The following is a 20,015-nucleotide window of genomic DNA, read 5'->3' on the forward strand; positions in this document are numbered from 1 at the left end:
TATCTTAAATTTGGATCTGTATGGCGTCGAATCCGATTATGGTTGTTCAACTTGTCGAACGTGATGACATGAGGGTGAAAGCGCTCGAGTGTGTCTATTCTCTCCTGCTCCCTCAATGCTATATTGCAGCTGGTTTTGTGCGTAATTTAGTGTGGGATCACTTACATGGTTATGAAAAGTCTACCGCGCTAAATGATGTTGATGTCATCTACTTTGACGGCCAAGAAACGGATCAGCAGTTGCTCCGAGAGTATGAGCATAGGTTGACTCAGATGATGCCAGAGTTGAACTGGCAGGTGCGAAATCAGGCATGGATGCACGTGAGAAATAACGACAAACCCTATTCATCAAGCCTAGATGCCATGAGTCATTGGGTTGAGAAAGAAACGGCAGTGGCCATACGCAAGAGAGATGACGGTGAATATGAATGTCTGGCTGCCTTTGGCTGGGAGAGCCTGTGGGCATTAGAGCTGACTCACAACCCTAAAAGGTCTGAGAGCCTTTTCATTGAGCGCGTGACGAGTAAAGGTTGGCTGACTCACTGGCCGAAGTTGAAAGTGGTGGCGCAAAATGAGCAATCCAAGCAAGGATAACGGTAATGGTTGAAATAGCTGCGTACGCAAGCCAATGGGAAGAGCAAGTTAAACAGTTAAAGGTGCGGGCCGAGCAACAGGCGTTTACTGTAAGTGATATTGCGCTGGCTCTACAGGAAATCAAACCCAATGAGCTGCCGCACGTTGTTTTACACGAGGAGCAAGTCGTAGGCTTCTTTTTGCTGGATGCGGCTTACCACCGCAGTTATTCGTTTTGTCCGAACACAGGGTGGGGTATCCGTTCATTATTGGTTGATCAGAGGTTTCAAGGACAAGGTATTGCTAAAAAAGCACTACAGCAGTTACCGCAGTTTGTTAAACGTCATTACCAAGGTGTGGAGCAGCTAATGCTCACAGTGAACTGTCGTAATGTTGCGGCTTATTCGTGCTATCTGAAAAGTGGTTTTGTTGATACAAAAGAGTTGTATTTAGGTGGCCCCGTAGGGCCACAACATATCATGCGCTGCTTAGTTTAAGCCTTACGAGTCCATAGAATTGAGTAGCATTTGCAGCTCTTGAATCAGTTCTTCGGTTTTTGGCTCGATTTTTTTCATTTCTTCAAACACTTTGAACTGCAGGTCTTGTTGGGTCTGCAGTACTTCTGGTGTTTGTAAGAACTCGGCGCGCTTTTCGGTTTGTTCGATCTGCTCTTGTTGCAAATCGCGGTATATTTCCTGACGTTTCTCTTCAGTGATGTTCTCATCCGCTAACTCATTGCGAGCGTTGGATAGCTCTTGTTCGAAGCCTTGAGGGTCATAACCTATTTCTTTTGCCACAATATCTAGCTTTTTGTTGGCTTCATCGGTTTCTTGCACTAGTTGAGGGTTTTGTTCAAACGCCTGTTTTTTGATGTGGCTAAGTTGGATCTGAAGTTCGCTCACTCGTTGATTGATTTGAGTGGTGGCTTCCAATGCTGCTTCACTATCTTTTAACGCTTCAGAGCGAATTTCCATATTGCTATTGGTTTCGGGCTCATTGGCAAATGCAGCAGATAGAGCTACAAGAAAAGACAATGAAAGTACTGGCAATAATTTGTTCATAGTAAGGCCTTTCGAGCAAAATTCGATAGGCCGTTACTGTAAATCCTATTAATAGCAGCGAGTCAGTAACTCGTCATAGATTGTAAATGATTGGTAAAATCTCTTACGTTTATGGCTGAAATTTAATCGTCAGTGTAAGGTAAGAGGAAGTTGTCCGATATCTTTCTAGTTATATACTAAACAACAAGTTAGGAAAGGTTTCGTACTGTAAGTGTGGATTATCGGTACCATGGTTGTGTAGGGCTATTCTTACAAATTGATACTATCCTGACTTACTTTTTGCACAAAATTCGAAAAGCGATTCGCTAGCATGAGTACACTTCGCGCTCACAAAGTGAACGGTTTATTTGTAACCTTAGGGTGGGTTTTTCCTCAAAATGAAGATTAGAACATTGTCTCCATTGGTGTTGAGTGTGATCTCAGTACCAGCGTTTAGCGCAGATGTTGTTGACCAAGAAAAGTTAGAGTTAGAGCCAATCTCTAAAACGGTGAACATTGATCATGATGAAGGATGGTTACAACTTAAATCGGGAGAAGTCTTGATTGGCAGTTTTACCGGATCGGTTAAGGAAGATCATAACTCGTACGATCAAACTATCGAGTTTGATAGTGATGACCTCGGTGACCAAGAAATCGATTTGGAAGATATTGCAATCTTACAAACCGCAAGTAAGTTTCGAATTCGCTTAGCCAATGGTGAAACTTACGAGGGTTACCTAAGAATCGAAGATGACAAGTTGACGATTATTGACGGCGAGCAGACTAAGATTGTGCCAACGGGTCAAGTGGTCACAATACATAACCTCACGACCAATGAACTGGAGCGCTGGAGTAGCGATATTTTCCTAGGGGCAAATTTCAGTAAAGGTAATACGGATGAACTTTCAGTGGCTGCAGAGTTCAATGCCGAGCGCACCACTGTGTATTCGCGAACCTTGTTGAAATACAGTGGTAACCTTACTGAGTCATCTGGCGAGAAAACCGCAAACAGCCATATGGCGGATGGTTCGTACGATATTTATCTAAAGAATCAGCTCTTTTTTAGGCCAATTAAGCTGACAGTATCCAGTGATGAATTCCAGAACATTGATTACCAAGTCAATGCATCTATGCAGATCGGTTATTTTGTAGTGACACAATTTGATTTAGAGTGGGATGTATCACTCGGTCCGGGTTACCAGTACACGCGATTCGATACGGTTCAAGAAGAAGACTCACAAAGTGAAAGCAGCCCGACTGTGCTGTTCTCTTCGAATTTAGAATATGAAATCACCTCTGATCTCGATTTCACTCATACTTATGATATGAGCTGGGCGAGTAATGCGGCTGGTGGTGTTAGGCATATCAACAATCTTGGCCTTGACCTGGAAGTTATTGAAGACCTCGATTTCAGCGTGAAATTTGTATGGGATCATGTTTCTGAGCCGAAAGCTGATGAAGCGGGTATTGCGCCAGAAAAGGACGATTACAAACTTAACTTTGGTGTGACCTACGAGATTTAGCGCGATGCTAAACGCTCCTTGATAAAGAAAAACGCTCAGCTATCGCTGAGCGTTTTTTATGATTTGATGTTGTTATGAGTAGGGTGCTTAACCTTGCTTTGGTGCCCATACTTGTTGCGAGACGACTTCATTCCCCTTAAATGTTAGTTGCTCTACCTTTTCGCCTTGGCGATTCCAGTGGGTGAGTTTCCCATCGCTCATCTTTCCGTCGTCAAAAGTAGCTTGAGACGCCTTTTCACCGTTGTTGTAGTAGCGGGTGAAAACGCCATCTTCTAAGCCATTATCATAGTTGCCAGAAAGTAGTTTCTCGCCGTTCGGATACCAACGTTCTACTGGGCCGTCTAACTTGTCGTTTTCGTAGCTGAGGGAGGCTTTTTTCTCCCCATTTGGATACCAAGCTTCTGATTTACCATTAAGCTTGCCTTTGGCGTAGTTGACCTTAGATGCGATTTGGCCGTTAGGGTACCAATTGGTTTCAACGCCAAGTTCTAGCCCGTCTGAAAACTGGGCTTTTGTTGCAATCTGACCGTTGTCATACTTGCGTTCAAATTGCCCCGTATAGGGTTGCTGGTGGTTAACTTGGTAGGCGACGCCTTTACGTAGTTGTAGGTAATCGACCGCTTCTTCCTGTGGCGACGCATAGGTCATTCCAGATACAGCACTGAGTGCGATCAGCAGTGGAACGAATGACACCTCTGTTATTGGACGACTCACAATGGGACTGTGCTAATCAGCATCGCACCGTGAGCGGAGGCTGTCTTTAGTCAATTCGGTAGTCAAAGCTTGCAGAAATAGAAGGAACTTTTCGTGCTAGAAACGCTCATAGTTCGGCTTTGTAACGCTCTAACTCAATGAAATTATGTACCTATTTATTCGAGATGAGAGATTCATTCCTAAATTCTTTAAATGATGAAAATTGTTATCTAATGGAAACAAATAGTTAACAAGAGTGTCATTTTTCTCTCCTACCATTGCGGCGAAATTATAAAAACTACTCGAGCAAGGAGTCAGCAATGTGGAATCGTGATGATAAAGATTCAGAGTTCAGCCAAATGATCGAGGCGAGACTCTCTCGTCGTCGCTTTCTAGCCGGAACTGCCGCCGTCAGCGCCGGTGCATTTCTTTCGCTTAACCCAATTACTAAAGCGTTTGCAGCGCAACAACCTAGTAAACTGCTTAACTTTGAAGCCGTACCGGCTTCAACCGCAGACGCATTGATCGTCCCGAAAGGATACAAAGCAACACCACTGTTATCTTGGGGTGACCCTATTTTCCCGAACGCACCAGAGTTTGACCAAAGTGGTAAGCAAGACTCACAAGCTCAATTGAGCCAGTTTGGTGACAATACCGATGGTATGAGCCTTTTCCCGATCAGCGACAATCGCGCTGTTATTGCGGTGAATAACGAATACACCAACTATGAATACCTATTTGATCATGGTGGCAACGCGATGACCAAAGACGATGTATTAAAAGCTCAAGCCGCTCATGGTGTAACGGTGTTTGAGATCGTGAGGTCCGGCTCGCAGTGGAAGCTAGACAAAGCGGGGAAACGCAACCGACGCATTACTGCCAGCACCGAAATGATGTTGACAGGGCCAGCGGCGGGTCATGACTTGATGAAAACCAAACTCGACCCACAAGGCATGAAGCCACTCGGCACGTTTAACAACTGTGCCAACGGCCAGACGCCATGGGGCACTTACCTGACGTGTGAAGAGAACTTTAACGGCTATTTTGGCACTAGTGGTAGTGCGACAGTTTCTGACGACCATAAGCGTTATGGCATTGTAGCGTCGAAAAGCAGCTACCAGTGGCACGATACTGATGAGCGTTTTGACGTGGCTAAACACCCTAACGAGCCACACCGATTTGGCTGGGTTGTGGAAATTGATCCAAATGACCCAACTTCGACGCCGCTAAAGCGTACTGCACTTGGCCGTTTCAAACATGAAAATGCAGCCTTACTGATTGACGATAGCGGTCATATCGTTGTTTACCTCGGTGATGATGAACGCGGTGAACACTTATATAAATTCGTTTCCAAGAACAAATACCAACCGGGTAACGATGCAGCGAATCGCAATCTACTTGAAGAAGGCACCTTGTATGTTGCGAAGTTCGATATGGACGATGAAGAGCTAAAAGGGAGTGGCCAGTGGGTTGAACTGACACATGGCAAGAATGGTCTGACTAAAGAAAACGGCTTTAATGACCAAGCAGAAGTGATGATTTTTGCTCGTCGCGCAGCTACCCAAGTCGGCGCTACTACCATGGATCGACCTGAGTGGGTTGCTGTTCACCCAGACAATCAGCACGTTTTCTGTACGTTAACCAACAATAAAAACCGTGGTGTGAAAGATAACCAGCCTGTAGGTGGCCCAAACCCACGTAAAGAAAACCATTATGGTCAGATAGTACGCTGGGTGCCGAGCAAAGGAAGCCACATTGGCGATACGTTTGAGTGGGATCTCTATCTGATTGCGGGTAACCCAACGGTACACAAAGACAACCTGTACGCGGGCAGTGAAAACATTACGGCAGACAACATGTTTAACAGCCCTGATGGCATTGGCTTTGATAAAGCAGGACGTTTGTGGATCCAAACGGACGGTAATTACTCCAACGAAGGTGATTTTGCTGGCCAAGGAAATAACCAAATGCTGTGTGGCGACCCGGTTACAGGTGAAGTTCGTCGTTTCTTAACGGGCCCAATAGCGTGTGAAATCACAGGCCTGACTTTCTCGGCGGACTACAAAACCATGTTTGTTGGCGTTCAGCACCCGGGAGAAAAAGGTGCGCCATCGCACTTCCCAGATGGGGGAAGCAGTAAGCCTCGCTCGACCATCATGGCGATTACTCGTGAAGATGGTGGCGTGATCGGCGAATAACGACCTAACTCAATCTCGCACTACTCAGGGGGCTTCGGCCCCTTTTTTACTTTTTATGGGATAATTATGCGCAAGTGAGCATAAAAACTGTGATCTTATGACTGTTAGGCACTAAATGTAGTTGCTAGGAACGTACGGTAACACTATATTGAAAGAGTATCCCAATAACCTAAAGGTGTCAGCCACAAGTAAACTCCCAGTGTAATACGAATAAACTGAGCGCAAATGAGAGACACAAGGCTTAGCGACTTTCGCTAAGAGTGAATCAAGAAAACGTAAAAGAACAAAGTATTTACAACGGCCTTTTGCTTCAAGCTACAGATGAAGTCGCACCTTTAAGTTATCGATACGTGTGTTGATAACCAAGGAGGAGGTTTGGCTATGATTCCATTCGTGTTAGCGGCAATTGCGATTTGTGTGTTTTTCACATGCTGGGTAGTACAGCACGGCTTACCAGTGCTAGGTATGAAGCTTGATGAAGCAGATCTACTGCTTATTTCAGAAATGTCAGGTGAAGAAGTCTTAGAAGCTTAGTAGCAATAGTTCATAATATTGCCATCGTAAAAAGGAGCCTATGGGCTCCTTTTTTAATTCTTCCAACTCGGGTTTTACGCTAGAGAACTAAGAAATTACACTGTAAATCCTAGCGCTTAGTCAGCATTCTTTAATGCTAAAACTCTTTTACAAATATCCTTTGTCATAAAACTGAAAACAGGCCGTTTGGGTTAAGTTTTATCCATCAATTTGCTAAAATAACTTTGTGATTCAATACCTTTTTATCAATACCACTGGAGCTTATTTATGAAGAAACCGCTTATTTCGATCATTGCTTCAGCTGGCGCTGGCGCTGTCGGTGTTCTAGTGCTAGCCGGAACCATCGTTAGGGAAGAATACATAAAACACCACATTCACCCGAGTTTGTTCGCGGAGCAAGGGACAACGGTATTTTGCGGCAACGTGTTAGGTGAAGATGAAGAGATCATTGAGCTGGTTGCTCGTACTCAGAATCAATACAGCGGTGGTGCGATTTATCAACGAATTGTGGAAATGTCTGAGCCAAATAATGCCGAGTTCCGCAAAGCGGTGAAGCAGCAGCTTGAACTTAATGAGTGTGCTCACCTCGACAAGTCGATACATCAGGTCGAAGACTGGCTGGTATTAGCGAATAACCAAAACTTAGACTCGGTACTGCAAGGCGAGTTTGACACCTTGTCAGCGGACAATTTAGCGGCAAACGCCCAAGGCGCTATGCTAGCTCTTACGGCAACCACAAATCAGTACTTCCAGTCGGTGTCTACGCAGTATCAAGAGGTGCGTATTCAAAAAACGGTAGCGATGACTCGCAACGATAATTCGATTGAAACGGCCTTCCACGCCACCTCTAAAAGCGCCAATTTTGAAGTAAAATGTGTCGCGCAAGTTCTACCTACTCCTGCGCAGTTGACTCGTGGTCAGATGATGGCATGTGAGCATTATGAGCAAGGCGAGTTAAAGTCTGCTGTGGATTTATCCCAAGGGATATATTTGGTAGAGGACTACCAACATTCTGAGCGCTGGGTTCCTTTAGCGCAAAAACTCGAGATCCCTGAGTCGGCTTAGAGCGTAAACGAATAAAAAAGCCTAATGGTGCGTCCATTAGGCTTTTTTCTTTTTGGTGGCTAGTTCTGAAATAGGATTGTTAGCGCGTATTTACTGAGTATCTAGGTAAGCTTTTGTCGAGATAGCCGTCCATGCACGCGACTTTTTAAGGTATTCAGCTTGCGACTCGATGATTTTCTGAGCCTGAGGATCTTTGCTCGCTTGCTCTTGCAGCAGTTCGTCGGTTGCTTTACGCATTTCAGCCAATACCGCTGGTGGGAAATCGCGAACTTTAATGTCTGGGTATTCGGCTTTCATTTTGCTCCAACTGGTAGCATTCGCGTCTAGAGCCTGAGTGTACATGTCAAAAGCAGCGACGCGGAATGAGGTTTCCAGAATAACTTGTAGGTCTTTTGGTAGCTTTTCCCAAGTGCGCTTATTAACTAGAAACTGAGTCTCTGAACCAGGTTCATGCCATGCAGTGTAGTAGTATGGAGCAATTTTCTGGAAACCCATACGCAGGTCGAAAGCTGGGCCAACCCACTCTAACGCATCGATGGTACCGCGCTCAAGTGATGTATATAGCTCACCCGGTGCAATGTTGGTTGGTTTCGCCCCTACACGTGCTAACACTTCTCCCGCAAAACCAGGGATACGCATCTTCAAGCCTTGTAGATCTTCAATCGAATTGATTTCCTTTTTAAACCAACCACCCATTTGAATGTCGGAGTTACCACCTGGGAACGAAAGTAAATTATGCGGAGCGTACACTTCCTGCATTAGCTCCATTCCACCACCGTGGTAAAACCACGCATATTGTTCGGTAGTGACCATGCCAAATGGCATCGATGAGAAATAGAGTGTATTCGGTACTTTTCCTTTCCAATAGTAAGAGCTTGAATGGCCTAGATCGTACTGACCTGACTTAACCATATCGAAGATACCGAGTGGCGCTTTGTGCTTGTTGGCTGAGTCGACTCGAATTTGCAATCGGCCATTCGACATTTCGTTGGCAATTTTAGCCATATTCTTTGTCGCATCACCTAAGATTGGTGTGTTTGGTCCCCAGGTTTCCGCAAGCTTTAGTCGATAGACTTTATCGTCTGCCGCATGAGCGGAGAAAGATAATACGGTGATTGCGGTAATGGATACGGTTTTGACCATCTGCAGAAGTGTGTTTGTTATTTTCATGACTCTGACCTTGAGTGGTGGTTATTGAATGTCCGTCTTCGCGGTCAGAGTAGATTCACGTGAAAAGTAGAAGTCGTCAATCGAACTAAAAAATACGCGCCGTGAATCAATAGCGAAGTGAGTGGTTTATAAGCTTGTCACAGGCAGGGTTGGCTGGCTTAAGTTCGAAATGGCAGAGCGATCATCTAAAAGCAGTAACGGAATTAGTGAATGTTCATTATTGCAGAGTTGATGTTCCCATCACGGAAATAAATAGTACTAATCAAGCTTCTCAATGTACAAAATGATTTCTCCCACCTTGAAACCAAATTTGGTCATTTCCGTTTTGTTAAACAAGCGCTTATCGTCGAAAAGGAACATCCAATCATCGAGAGTTATATGGTAAATGGTGTCGTCAACAGGGACCTCTAGCTGATAGCGCCAGTAGAGCGCAGAGCCGGAACTTTCTCCTTTAGCAATACCGATCACGTCTTCGGCCTGACCTTGAAAGGTATTTTGCCCTGTCTTAGTAAGTCGCCAGTTTCGGGTAGTTTTCTCTCCGTCATCGAACCTAAACCACTCCTTCAATTCTCCTTGATTACCTTCCCATTCACCGACTAAGTCCGCTTCGAAGCGCCTTAATAAATTGCCGCGTCTATCAAGGACGATGCCATACGCTTTGAGTTTGCCATTAAAGAACTGCTCTAAGCTGAGTTTAGGTTCTGTGCTTTGATGATGTTCTAAATTAGCGGAGCCGCAGGCTACCAATCCTAGCGCGAGTAATGACGTGAGTAATGCTCTGAAGATCATCGATTCAATCCTAGTAGTTGTTGACGAAGCTCTGGTTCAGTGGTGCGCTCGGACAACCAAATATCCAAAAAGGCTTGTGAGAAAGTAGGGTCTTGAACAGTGCCAATCGCTTGGTCCTCAAAATAGAACTGCCCATACCCAGTATCGTCTGAGATGAAAGTCAGCTCATCTCCGGGTTCAACATTGGGCCAGATTGCTTGCAGAGGTTGGCTCCACTGTCTGATGTCAGACACCGAATAACCTAAATGCTGCCATTGATCTTGGGTGGCTTCGATTAATGCTTGCTGAGAGATGGATTTGAAATAAGTGATTTTCAGAGCTTGGCTTGATGGGCTACCGGTTTCCTGGGAGCGATAAAACTCTGCTGAATAAAGTGTCCAGAAAAGATACTGCATTTCACCTTCACCGACTTTGCGCAGGTGATTGATAGGGGAGGCAAGTAGGCTAGAGCTAAATAGACTAAAGCTAAACAGTGCTAAGGGGATCCATTTGAGCATAACTTACCTCACAAGGTTTCAGTGTCAGTTGTCAGTTAAGAGATGCTGCTGGTTTATGTAACGGGTGCCTGAAACCAATGTAGGAAACAACACTCCCCAGGATAGGGCCAGCGTAATCAGAAGAGAGTAATTGGTTAAATCTGATGATAATGCGCCCGCTTGTATCCCTGCCCAATAACTTATTGCGCCACCAATTGCACCGAAAATCACATTGACGAAGAGTGGCTTGTCCAGCAACCAACTTAAGCTGTGGTTTAAGGTCAGTACGAACATCACCCACAAAAGGATCAGCCACGCAGGGAAAAATGTATCGATGGAGGTGAACAAATCACTGGGTAGAAATGTACCGATGATTAAATGAATTTTGTCTAGCAATACCCCAATTAAAGCCAGTGGAAGTAACTTCAAATCCGCACGTTTGGTTGGAGAGAATAGAAAGTGGATGAATAATAAGCCTGTAATTAGCCAGATAGCATGCTGCGTATAAAACGCAGCACCAAACCAACTGGCCTGAAAAAGTAGGAAGTTAGTAATCCAGAACCGTTTCATCTTGTTGTCCTCGGTAGCGAGGTTTGCGAGCAACGATATGATGAGTGCTGATCACTCGCTCAATAAAAGCTCCTTCGCAATAACAGAAGTAAAATAACCATAATCGTCTAAACTGCTCATCGTATCCATGTGGGCGAATACTTTCCCAGTTTTTTTCAAATGTAGTGCGCCAGTCTTGCAATGTACGGGCATAGTGAAGCCCTATATCATTGATTTGATGGACAACCATATCGGTATGGTTAGCGATGTTATTACTGATCACAGCGATAGAAGGTAAGCAGCCTCCAGGGAAGATGTACTTCTGAATAAAGTCGACGCCTTTACGGTATTTCTCATAGCGTCCATCAGCAATGGTGATCGATTGAATCAACATTTTTCCATCGTCTTTTAGTAGACGCGAGCAGGTGTCAAAGAAGGTTGGTAGATATTCATGTCCAACGGCTTCGATCATTTCGATAGAGACGAGTTTGTCGTATTGACCGGTGAGCTGTCGGTAATCTTTTTTAAGCAGTGTAATGTTTTCGCCGAGACCCAGTTCTTTAACTTTACTTTGGGCATATTCATGCTGGGCATCGGAAATGGTAGTTGTGGTGACATGGCAACCGTAGTTCTGAGCCATAAAAATTGCCAGCCCTCCCCATCCTGTGCCTATTTCAATCACTTTGTCTGTAGAGGTCAGCTCTAGGCGCTCACAAATGGTTCGCATTTTGTTCTGCTGAGCAAGTGTAAGATCCGTAGCGTCACGAGAATAGATAGCCGAAGAATATTGCATTGAGTTATCTAGAAAGCGAGTGTAGAGCTCATTACCAAGGTCATAGTGGGCCAAAATGTTGCGCTTTGAGCCTGATTCATTGTTGGCATTTCGTTTTCTCAGCAGCCAATTCTTAGCTGTGCTTAGCCAACGTACATTGCTATCGAGTTGGTCTAACTGAGTTTGGTGGCGAGCCATGATTTGGATAACGTGGGTTAGGTGCGGGCTGCTCCACTTTCCTTCTATATAGGCTTCCGCCGCACCGATACTGCCATTGTGGGTCGCTTGTCGGTAGAAGCTACTGTCATGAACTATGATTTCCCCTTTCAAGAGGGCATCTGGATTGCCAAAGCAGCGTCTATGTGAGCCTTCGACAATTTCTAAACAGGCTGAGTCGAGCTGTTCTAAAACACCAAAAATAAGTGAACGATACTTGTCGTTCTCGGCATCGATAGCCATTTCAGTGACAGTATCTCCCCGACTTACCGAGCTAACTTGGGGGACGTTTTTGGCGATGTGTTCCATACAAACCTCACTATTATTGTTCGTCTCAGGTTTATGTTGATGATTGATTCGGTTTTTGAGCCCTGTCGGCTGCTCTTATGTTGCCACTCTCTGTTTCCGGCTCGTAAGTACCGCTTGATACGTTCTTTTCATCCTTTACTCCCTTTGTTTCTGATAAAGAATGTGGATGCGGTACAAAGGGGACTTTCTTTAAAAATAGCTTTAGTGCTTGCCAATAAATGCCTGAGACTATCTTCAATGTCATCGCAGGGATTAAGGCGAACGTTTTACGCAATTGTGGTGCTTGAAACTCCCATTTCTTTAACGTTAGCGTGGCATCAAACAGCTTGGTTTGAGCGTGGTTTTCAATGTGAACCAGCGTATTAACTTGTGGTGGGCGAATTCGCCAAACGTATTCCATATCCATATCCATGAACGGTGAGACATGGAACGCTTTCTTATTGCGTAGCTCCCTTTCTGGCTGAACATTATTCCTAAGCTCAATCAAATAATAGTGCCTTTCGCGCCAAGGGGTGTTACTTACGTCGGCTAACATGTACTGGCAGTTCTCGTTTTCGTCGTAGCAGAAATAACAATTTATCGGGCTAAAATAGAGCCCAAAACAGCGGCATTGCGCGAGTAACATCACACGGTTCGACGACTTCCAACATCCACCTAATTGTTGAACTTTTTGGTCAATACGTTGTTTGAGAGTGCCTGGTTCACCTTTCAAATAATCTTTTTCGCTAAAACGGATAGGGTTGTACCATTTGTCACCAAAAAAGGCGCTCTTAGTAAAAAGCTCCTCGAGTTCGTCGACATCTACGCCCATCATATACAGCTGATAGCGAAACTGATGTGGAATGGCTCCAAACCTGCGGTGTCGGACCTGTCCCCAATAGATGCCACTATTGAGGCTCATAGTGATGCTCCAAATTGCTCAGTGACATCTAACGCGCTGCGCACTCCGTCTTCATGGAATCCGTTGTACCAATAGGCTCCGACAAAGTAGCTGTGTTGTTTGCCATTAATCACGTCCCTTTGCTTTTGCGCTGCGACACTAGAAGAGTTGAGTACCGGATGGTGATAAACGAACTTTTGAAGAACTTTGCTTGGGTCGATTTGCTCCGTTTGATTCAGCGTAACGCAAAATGTTGTATCGGCTTCGATCCCTTGGAGAAGATTCATGTAATAGGTCACACAGGCAGGACGCACTTGATCACCGTCTAGCATGTAGTTCCAGCTTGCCCAAGCCAGTTTTCGTTTGGGCAGTAGTGATTCGTCGGTATGTAAAACGATTTCATTGCGGCTATATGGAATCGCGCCCAAAATTCTCTTTTCATCGTTGGTTGGGTCTGCAAGTAATGCGAGGGCTTGGTCTGAGTGGCAAGCAAAGATGACATCATCAAAATGTTGCAGTTCTCCGTCTTGCATTTCGATAGTGGCGCCAGATTCGGTGCGAGTCACACATTTTATCGATGTGTTGAGTGCAATAGGCTTTTTCAAGCGTTCCAGAATCACTTTGACGTACTCTCTCGAGCCTCCGGGGACCACGTACCATTGAGGGCGGTCTGCAATGTTCAGTAACCCGTGGTTGTAGAAGAACTGAATGAAAAATTTGAGCTCAAACTTTTCCATTTCACTTAAGCTCGTTGACCATATCGCCGCACCCATTGGCAAGATGTAGTGTAGGCTGAAAAATTCGCTGAATTTGTTCTCTTTGAGAAAATCGCCAAGTTTAAGTGAAGGATCTATATCCCCGCTGTGGTACATCTCTTTGCAGAGTTTATTGAACTTGAGGATGTCGGTAATTAGGCGCCAGAACTTCGGTCTAAGTAGGTTGCGCCTTTGAGCAAAGAGCGAATTAATGCCATGGCCGTTATATTCAAATTTGGATTGAGTGTTATGGACACTAAAACTCATCTCTGTTTCTTGACCCATGATGCCAAGTGTTGCGAGTAGTTTATTGAAGTTAGGGTATGTCCTATCGTTAAACACGATAAACCCAGTATCAATCGCATACTGGCTACCTTGGAAGTCAATGTCGACGGTTGCAGTATGTCCACCAACATAGTGATTCTTCTCAAATACCGTGACGTCATGTTCTTTATCTAATAAGTGGGCGCATGTAAGGCCTGATATACCCGAACCAATGATGGCGATTTTTTTCATTATTAGGTCATCCTTGTTGCGAGTTTCTGCCACACTGAAAAGGGCAGTAATCTGAGTAATTTCATTACGATGATGAAGCGAGAGGGAAAGCTTATTTCCGTTTTTTGTTTCTCAATGCCCTTGATGATTTGACTGGCGGCTTCGTCGGTTGATATGAGCATCGGCATCGCGAAGGTGTTTTTTTGTGTCAGTGGAGTATCCACAAAACCAGGCAGTACTACGCTGACATGAATGTCATGTTTTTTCAGTTGAATAGATAAGGTTTTTGCAAGATAAGTAAGCGCAGCTTTAGACGCGCCGTATGCCTCTGCACGCGGCAAAGGCAATAGCCCTGCACTAGAGCTGACTAGAACTAACCTGCCTCCAGGTTTGATTCTGTGTAGCCATTTCTCCAAAGCGTAGCCGATAGCAATGAGGTTAATTTTGATAACGCGCTCAAACTTGCTGGCGTCAAAGTGCAGCGCATCATCAATGTATTCACAGTCGCCAGCATTTAGGACCAATAAATCGAGTTCTGCATCGATTTGCGGAATGTCGTCATAGCGAGTCAAGTCAAAGCTCAGGGTTTCAATATTAGAAAACTGCTCGGATAGGGCGGAAAGTTTGTGAGTGTTACGGCCACAAGCAATCACGCTCTGTCCTTGCTCTGCATATTGTTTTGCGAGCCTTTCGCCTATTCCGGATGTGGCACCTGTAATAAGAACGTTCATGATTTAGCCGCCCTACGTTTAATGCCACGAATCACTTTTCCAAGCAGTGGAATATGTTCATACAGCATGGCGCCCACGTCGAGGTAGTCTCGGTGATAAATTACTTGATCATCGACCGCTTTCAAATGGGAGTGTCCCTGCACAGTCACGGGAGCTTTGCCGTTTAGTTGAAAATGGCTGAACGTCATTGTCCAATAAACGGCGGCTTCATTGCCAGATTCCATCACGTGTTCAACAACAAACTGGCAGCTAATGATTTGAGTGTAGAGTTGGTCGAAATAGGCAAGTAAGTCTTCGCGCCCACTGACATGATGCATAGGATCGATGAACTGAACATCAGGATGATAGATTTCATTCAGCGAGCCAAGGTTATCGGTACCTAACTCACTGTATACCTGAACAAAACGTTGTAACCACAACGAATTTCCCATACGACTCTCCCTGTTATTCAAGCCAATTTAATCAATTATCGAAGACTATTATGGGTTGAATTATTGACCCAACTAACTAATTACATTGGTTTTGTAAAAGTCTAGCGCAGTTAAACGAGCTTGTTTGTGATCCACAATAGGTGGCCAATATGTCTCAGTTCGTTCTGCACTGGCTAAATACTGATGAGGAAAGTGGATATGTTTGTCTGGTACACTTTCCAGTTCTTTTAAGTACTTACGTATGAACTTTCCATTTGGATCAAACTTTTCGCTTTGGGTGATTGGATTGAAAATTCGAAAGTAGGGTTGGGCATCACATCTTGTGCTTGCTGCCCATTGCCAGCCACCGTTGTTCGCGCTGAAGTCACCATCAATTAGGTGCTGCATAAAAAATCTTTCCCCCCACCGCCAGTCGACCAGAAGATGTTTGGTGAGGAAACTCGCCACGATCATTCTCAGCCTGTTGTGCATCCATCCTGTCCGGACTAGCTGTCGCATTGCAGCATCCACTATTGGGTAGCCCGTTTTTCCCTCACACCATGCTCGAAAATAATCAGGGTTGTTTGGCCAAGTATAGTGGCGATATTTTTCTTGAAAGTTATCGCCCTTAATGAGGTTGGGGTAGTGGAACAACAAATGTTTATAAAAGTCGCGCCATATCAACTCATTGAGCCACGTAAAGTGAGGATGACTGGTGTCTTCTAGTAACTCTGGAGATTGGGTGATTAACTGGTTTGCTATGGCACGAGCGCTAATTGCACCGATTGCCAGATATGGAGATAACCCAGATGTCCCTTTGATGGCAGGAAAATCTCTTTGTTGGCTATAAAGGTGAAGCTTTTCAGCCATAAAATGAGGAACCACTTGTTGGCTGACGATGTCACTTAAAGGCCAGCGGCTGGAGTCAGATTTCGGGTAGTCCAGCTCTACTCTGTCTGAGGAAGTGTGCAGTTCAAAATCGTCACTAACCTTCGAACTATTTTTTTGAGAAGTAACGTCTTCTTCATAATAACAATGCTTAGCCTGTGGAAGGGGAGATACATCGATTCCTTGGCGTTTAATTCCTTCAAGCCACGCTCGTTTAAAAGGCGTGAACACCTTGAACATCTCGCCCTGTTTATTGAGGACGGTTCCCAATGGTGCGATTGCTATAGATTGGAACAGCACTAACTCCAAGCCGTACTCTTTTAATTGTTGGTCGCGCTGTTGTTCATTGAGTTCCAATTCTTGATTGGCGTAAACCGTATTGATACCGTGAGACTGACAATACTCGTTTAACAGCGTGACCTGATCTCGATAATTCTGTGCTTTTAGATGGACAAGCGTCATGCCGTAATGTTGAAGCTGAGCTGCAAGCTGGTTCAAGTGGCGTTCGATTAGATCTGCTTGTATTGGTGCCAGATCGTGTTCTTCCCACTGCTTGGGGGTAGAGATAAAAAGAGCGCGGCTTGCGCCGCGCTTAACTGCTTGGTTAAGAGCAGGGTTATCTTCAATTCTTAAATCGTTTCTAAACCAGAGAATCGTGTTCAATATCCATACCTCAGACGTAGCTCTTTAGGGTGTGGGTTGAGATAGGTTTGAGTCGCCAAATATTCGTTTGGATGCTCTCGGAGGTAGTGATTAATCAAGGCTAGTGGAACGAGTAAAGGAGTGACGCCTTGTCTGAAGGAAGTGATTTCCTGAGCAAGCTCTTGTCTCTTATCACTGTCTAACTGCTTCTTAAAATAACCCTGAAGGTGCTGCAAAGTATTGGTATGGGTTTTGCGCGAAGCATGGTGCTTAAGAGCTGCCATCAAGCCAGAAATATATTCGTTGGCCTGTGTGTCCAAGTCCATGTCTGAGCGTGCTAAAAGCTTGCCCAAAGCTTTGTAACTTTCAACATGATGACTCATCACTAAGTATTTGTGTGCGCTGTGAAAAGCGATCAGTTTGTGCTTGGTGATGCCTTCGGATTTGAGATCTAACCACTTTTGGTAGGTGAATACTCTAGTGACAAAGTTTTCACGAATTATAGGATCATTTAAGCGGCCATTTTCTTCGACAGGTAGAAGAGGGTTACGTTTCATGATTTGCTGAGTGAACAAACCCACGCCGTTAGATTCAGAGCCTTTTCCGTGATGGTGATATACCTTCACACGTTCCATTCCGCAGCTGGGGCTTTTAGCACACACGATGAATCCAGCGAGGTCATGGCACTGCTGGTCGGCAAAATCTTGACCAAACTTGGTGAGCTGCTCTGTGACGTCTCCACTGCCATCTGGTCGTGATACTTTTATCACGTCGCCATGAGAAACCTGTCTGATTGTTGGTCGAGGGATTGGCAGACCGATACCCACTTCAGGGCAGACCGGTTTGAACTCAGCAAATTCTGAAAGCTCATCGGTACAGAAATAGAGCTTTTTATGACCTTTATCGTAGCGTACCTTTTGCCCGACAACACAAGCACTGACGCCAATCTTTAGTTTTTTGTTCATAATCACGCATCCATTCATTCATAAGATTAAGGATCATCAGATCCTAATAGATGAATTTTCCTAGTGGGTTCAGAAGCTGACTAACACCTTCTGTAAAGTGAAGGGCATCACTGGAAACGGTTAAGCACACGCACCCTTCTTCTGTGACAGGGCTGTGAGTATGTTCACCATCAAGCCAGATAAAGTCTCCAGTTTGGTAGCGTCCCATATCATCTTCAAAGCTACCTTGCAGTAGCAGTGTAATCTCGAAACCCTTGTGAGTATGGGTAGGAACATTACCGCCTTTTTCAATATGAAGCAGGCTCATTCTCATATCACCGTCGTCGAGATCCAAACGTGAACGCGAGAGCTTTCCGAGACCTGACCACTCTTTCAAACCAAGTGATTTGAGTGCGCGAGGTAGCGCTAGGCGTTTACCTGCAATTTCAATCTCTGTGACCGTTTTTGGTAACTTATCTGTAGCAGGGTCGGGCTCTAAGTCAGTAATAGAATCGATCATTGAGATAAATTGTTCGTCCTCAACATCGGCAACTTGATTGAAAGATGCTGACTCAGGGGCAAAAGCTGAATCTGCGAGATCTTTACTGAACTGAGCGACCTTTGCCTGACAGTGAGGGCACATCTCAACGTGACTCGATACGATCACGGATACTGATACGGGTAACTCTCCCGCGGCAAACTGTTTTAATACAGCGTTATCTGGGTGGTATTTAATCATGGAACTGCTCTCCCATTTGCTGTTTCAGTTTGGCTAACGCTAGGCGAAGCCTCGATTTGACGGTTCCAAGAGGGACGCCGAGCTGCTGGGCGAGCTGTTCTTGGGAAAGTTCTTGATAATAAACACCTTTGACGACGGTTTTTTGAGCTGGAGGTAAGCCATCAACGTATCGAAGCATTTCTTTGCTCATTAGGTGATCTTTGAAAGCGTTGTCGTCGTTTGTTGCCTCATCGGATACAGAATCAATAGGCCAAAGGTCATCTGCTAGGTTTTGTTCAGGCTTTGCTTGAATTTTTCTCAGCATATCGAAACATGCGTTCCGCATTACTGTGTAAACCCAAGTCGTAGCTGCGCCTTTGCTACTATCGAATAAATGCGCTTTTTTCCAGACTGAAGTCATTGTTTCTTGAATTAATTCATTTGCGGCGAACTCACTACCGAGCTTATTGAATCCGAAACGCTTGATTTTCGGAGCAAAAAACTGAAACAAAGAGGTGAAGGCGTGCTTGTCACGACGTGTCGCAACGAGCTCCATCCATTCTTCCAGTTGTTGAGTTATTTGAGGATCAGGGCTGATGGCGCGCTCCTTTTGAGATGTCTCTCTATTCATGCTCACTTGCCTGTTCATGCTTTTCTGCCTGCTTGTGATTTCTTGCATGGTCACTAACCTTACAATCCATTTTAGAGTCAATACGTTGGATTTGATAAGTTGGATCAATTTTGTTTCGACGAATATGCAAAAATATTGTTGAGCATAGTCACCAAGGTTGGCAGGCTGTCTGGCTTAATGAAACGTTCTTTCTCTTTAAGTGGGATCGGCAATACTTCTAGCAAGCGAGCAGACACCCAGTCCATTCGAGATAAATCATGTTCTAAGTACAATTCGCCAAAGTGAGGATGCTCATCAAATAAGTTTTTCAGGGCCTTGCTAAGCAAATTGGAATTCTTAGGTGGGTACGCAGATATGTCCCAATGCTGTTTGCTCGCCGTTTGAGCAAGGAGTAAGCCATCCTCCTGATATTTCATGTTCTCTAAGTGCAGTAACGATATTGCCTCTACATCGATTAGAAGCACCTGATCTTCACCAATGTTAAAATCAGTCACCCTAACTAGCGTTCCCCAATCCGGAATATCAAATGGCAGGGTTTTGTCATATCGAGCCAACACGAACTGGTTGTCGTGGTGAATTAGGCTCATCATAGACAAATACTTTGTTTCAAAGATTCTCAGCCGCTGCTTACCCTCCGGCAGCAAAAACAGCGGTAACGGAAAGACAGGGATGAAAGGTGTTGAGTTACTATTTGGCACTTCGCTTCCTTAGTGTTGAACTTACCTATTTATACGGTTCTAACCCGAAAAAGATCAGTGACTCTGAAAACTCCCCCTTCATGTGAAAATCGAAAAGAATTGCTTGTTAAGCAATAACTTGCCCGCCTTTAGGCGGATAGTTGCTTGAGGATGTGTCGAAGAGAGATAACCCTTTGATAATTTGGCCATAATGTTTGGCACTGACCTTGCTCTATCGGTATCGGATTGTATTGACTCATTTGCATCTACTTCTATCAAACGCTTTCAAATATGCCTTTTCATATCATCAGTTGATCTGACATGTGCCGATTTGAGGG

21 protein-coding genes and 1 pseudogene are annotated in these 20,015 nt (G+C 44.7%); 6 read left to right on the forward strand and 16 right to left on the reverse strand.

Annotated elements, in window-relative coordinates:
* Positions 1 to 20 precede the first annotated feature (20 nt).
* Both ACXABW_RS21595 and ACXABW_RS21600 read left to right on the forward strand, forming a co-directional pair.
* A complete protein-coding gene (locus ACXABW_RS21595; protein ID WP_457525497.1) occupies positions 21 to 593 on the forward strand; it encodes a nucleotidyltransferase family protein in 573 nt (190 codons plus the stop codon).
* Between the two features lie 5 nt (positions 594 to 598).
* Positions 599 to 1,069 (forward strand): N-acetyltransferase family protein, encoded by a 471-nt coding sequence (locus ACXABW_RS21600; RefSeq protein WP_457525498.1) that lies wholly within the window; start codon positions 599 to 601, stop codon positions 1,067 to 1,069.
* Between the two features lie 3 nt (positions 1,070 to 1,072).
* On the opposite strand, the gene ACXABW_RS21605 is transcribed toward ACXABW_RS21600, so the two are convergent.
* The gene (locus ACXABW_RS21605; RefSeq protein ID WP_457525499.1) at positions 1,073 to 1,633 is read right to left on the reverse strand and encodes a hypothetical protein; all 561 of its coding nucleotides are present in this window, start codon (positions 1,631 to 1,633) and stop codon (positions 1,073 to 1,075) included.
* Positions 1,634 to 2,010: 377 nt separating this feature from the next.
* Between ACXABW_RS21605 and ACXABW_RS21610 the strand changes: the two genes are divergently transcribed.
* Positions 2,011 to 3,135, forward strand: a complete 1,125-nt coding sequence (locus tag ACXABW_RS21610; RefSeq protein WP_457525500.1) for a DUF481 domain-containing protein — start codon at positions 2,011 to 2,013, stop codon at positions 3,133 to 3,135.
* Between the two features lie 87 nt (positions 3,136 to 3,222).
* Here the strand turns inward: ACXABW_RS21610 and ACXABW_RS21615 are convergent, their stop codons facing one another.
* The gene (locus tag ACXABW_RS21615; protein WP_457527169.1) at positions 3,223 to 3,783 is read right to left on the reverse strand and encodes a toxin-antitoxin system YwqK family antitoxin; all 561 of its coding nucleotides are present in this window, start codon (positions 3,781 to 3,783) and stop codon (positions 3,223 to 3,225) included.
* A gap of 365 nt (positions 3,784 to 4,148) precedes the next feature.
* On the opposite strand from ACXABW_RS21615, the gene ACXABW_RS21620 reads away from it, so the two are divergent.
* The 3 genes from ACXABW_RS21620 (at position 4,149) to ACXABW_RS21630 (ending at position 7,625) form a co-directional block, all read left to right on the forward strand.
* Positions 4,149 to 6,026, forward strand: coding sequence for a PhoX family protein (locus ACXABW_RS21620; RefSeq protein ID WP_457525501.1), 1,878 nt, complete (start codon positions 4,149 to 4,151; stop codon positions 6,024 to 6,026).
* A 381-nt stretch (positions 6,027 to 6,407) separates the two neighbouring features.
* Positions 6,408 to 6,560 (forward strand): hypothetical protein, encoded by a 153-nt coding sequence (locus ACXABW_RS21625; RefSeq protein WP_252032939.1) that lies wholly within the window; start codon positions 6,408 to 6,410, stop codon positions 6,558 to 6,560.
* 267 nt (positions 6,561 to 6,827) lie between these two features.
* Positions 6,828 to 7,625 (forward strand): hypothetical protein, encoded by a 798-nt coding sequence (locus ACXABW_RS21630; RefSeq protein ID WP_457525502.1) that lies wholly within the window; start codon positions 6,828 to 6,830, stop codon positions 7,623 to 7,625.
* Between the two features lie 90 nt (positions 7,626 to 7,715).
* Here the strand turns inward: ACXABW_RS21630 and ACXABW_RS21635 are convergent, their stop codons facing one another.
* The 14 genes and pseudogenes from ACXABW_RS21635 to ACXABW_RS21700 all read right to left on the reverse strand — a co-directional run bounded on the left by ACXABW_RS21635 (position 7,716) and on the right by ACXABW_RS21700 (position 19,698).
* Complete coding sequence (locus ACXABW_RS21635) at positions 7,716 to 8,768, reverse strand: TRAP transporter substrate-binding protein (protein ID WP_390903587.1); 1,053 nt, start codon at positions 8,766 to 8,768, stop codon at positions 7,716 to 7,718.
* Positions 8,769 to 9,053: 285 nt separating this feature from the next.
* A complete protein-coding gene (locus ACXABW_RS21640; protein ID WP_457525503.1) occupies positions 9,054 to 9,584 on the reverse strand; it encodes a DUF3833 domain-containing protein in 531 nt (176 codons plus the stop codon).
* A complete protein-coding gene (locus ACXABW_RS21645; protein ID WP_252032944.1) occupies positions 9,581 to 10,081 on the reverse strand; it encodes a chalcone isomerase family protein in 501 nt (166 codons plus the stop codon). The genes ACXABW_RS21640 and ACXABW_RS21645 overlap by 4 nt, the downstream gene beginning before the upstream one ends.
* Positions 10,082 to 10,105: 24 nt before the next feature.
* Complete coding sequence (locus ACXABW_RS21650; protein ID WP_457525504.1) at positions 10,106 to 10,630, reverse strand: DUF2878 domain-containing protein; 525 nt, start codon at positions 10,628 to 10,630, stop codon at positions 10,106 to 10,108.
* Entirely contained in the window at positions 10,608 to 11,906 is a 1,299-nt protein-coding gene (locus ACXABW_RS21655; RefSeq protein ID WP_457525505.1) for a class I SAM-dependent methyltransferase, read from the reverse strand. The genes ACXABW_RS21650 and ACXABW_RS21655 overlap by 23 nt, the downstream gene beginning before the upstream one ends.
* Positions 11,907 to 12,057: 151 nt before the next feature.
* Positions 12,058 to 12,807 (reverse strand): annotated as a pseudogene (locus ACXABW_RS21660) (DUF1365 domain-containing protein); the annotation flags it as partial.
* Complete coding sequence (locus ACXABW_RS21665) at positions 12,804 to 14,057, reverse strand: NAD(P)/FAD-dependent oxidoreductase (RefSeq protein ID WP_457525506.1); 1,254 nt, start codon at positions 14,055 to 14,057, stop codon at positions 12,804 to 12,806. The gene ACXABW_RS21665 and the pseudogene ACXABW_RS21660, both read right to left, overlap by 4 nt.
* Before the next feature lie 2 nt (positions 14,058 to 14,059).
* Entirely contained in the window at positions 14,060 to 14,767 is a 708-nt protein-coding gene (locus ACXABW_RS21670; protein ID WP_252032950.1) for an SDR family NAD(P)-dependent oxidoreductase, read from the reverse strand.
* Positions 14,764 to 15,198 (reverse strand): nuclear transport factor 2 family protein, encoded by a 435-nt coding sequence (locus ACXABW_RS21675; RefSeq protein ID WP_265687592.1) that lies wholly within the window; start codon positions 15,196 to 15,198, stop codon positions 14,764 to 14,766. Before ACXABW_RS21675 ends, ACXABW_RS21670 begins: the two co-directional genes overlap by 4 nt.
* A 72-nt stretch (positions 15,199 to 15,270) precedes the next feature.
* A complete protein-coding gene (gene phrB, locus ACXABW_RS21680; RefSeq protein WP_457525507.1) occupies positions 15,271 to 16,728 on the reverse strand; it encodes a deoxyribodipyrimidine photo-lyase in 1,458 nt (485 codons plus the stop codon).
* Positions 16,725 to 17,672 carry a YbgA family protein gene (locus tag ACXABW_RS21685; RefSeq protein ID WP_457525508.1) on the reverse strand — a complete coding sequence of 316 codons (948 nt, stop codon included), beginning with the start codon at positions 17,670 to 17,672 and terminating at the stop codon, positions 16,725 to 16,727. Before ACXABW_RS21685 ends, phrB begins: the two co-directional genes overlap by 4 nt.
* Before the next feature lie 43 nt (positions 17,673 to 17,715).
* Complete coding sequence (locus ACXABW_RS21690) at positions 17,716 to 18,390, reverse strand: ChrR family anti-sigma-E factor (RefSeq protein ID WP_252032958.1); 675 nt, start codon at positions 18,388 to 18,390, stop codon at positions 17,716 to 17,718.
* The gene (locus tag ACXABW_RS21695) at positions 18,383 to 19,018 is read right to left on the reverse strand and encodes a sigma-70 family RNA polymerase sigma factor (RefSeq protein ID WP_457527172.1); all 636 of its coding nucleotides are present in this window, start codon (positions 19,016 to 19,018) and stop codon (positions 18,383 to 18,385) included. The genes ACXABW_RS21690 and ACXABW_RS21695 overlap by 8 nt, the downstream gene beginning before the upstream one ends.
* An 86-nt stretch (positions 19,019 to 19,104) precedes the next feature.
* Positions 19,105 to 19,698 (reverse strand): LON peptidase substrate-binding domain-containing protein, encoded by a 594-nt coding sequence (locus tag ACXABW_RS21700; protein ID WP_457525509.1) that lies wholly within the window; start codon positions 19,696 to 19,698, stop codon positions 19,105 to 19,107.
* Positions 19,699 to 20,015 lie beyond the last annotated feature (317 nt).

This window comes from Vibrio paucivorans, from assembly GCF_054053395.1.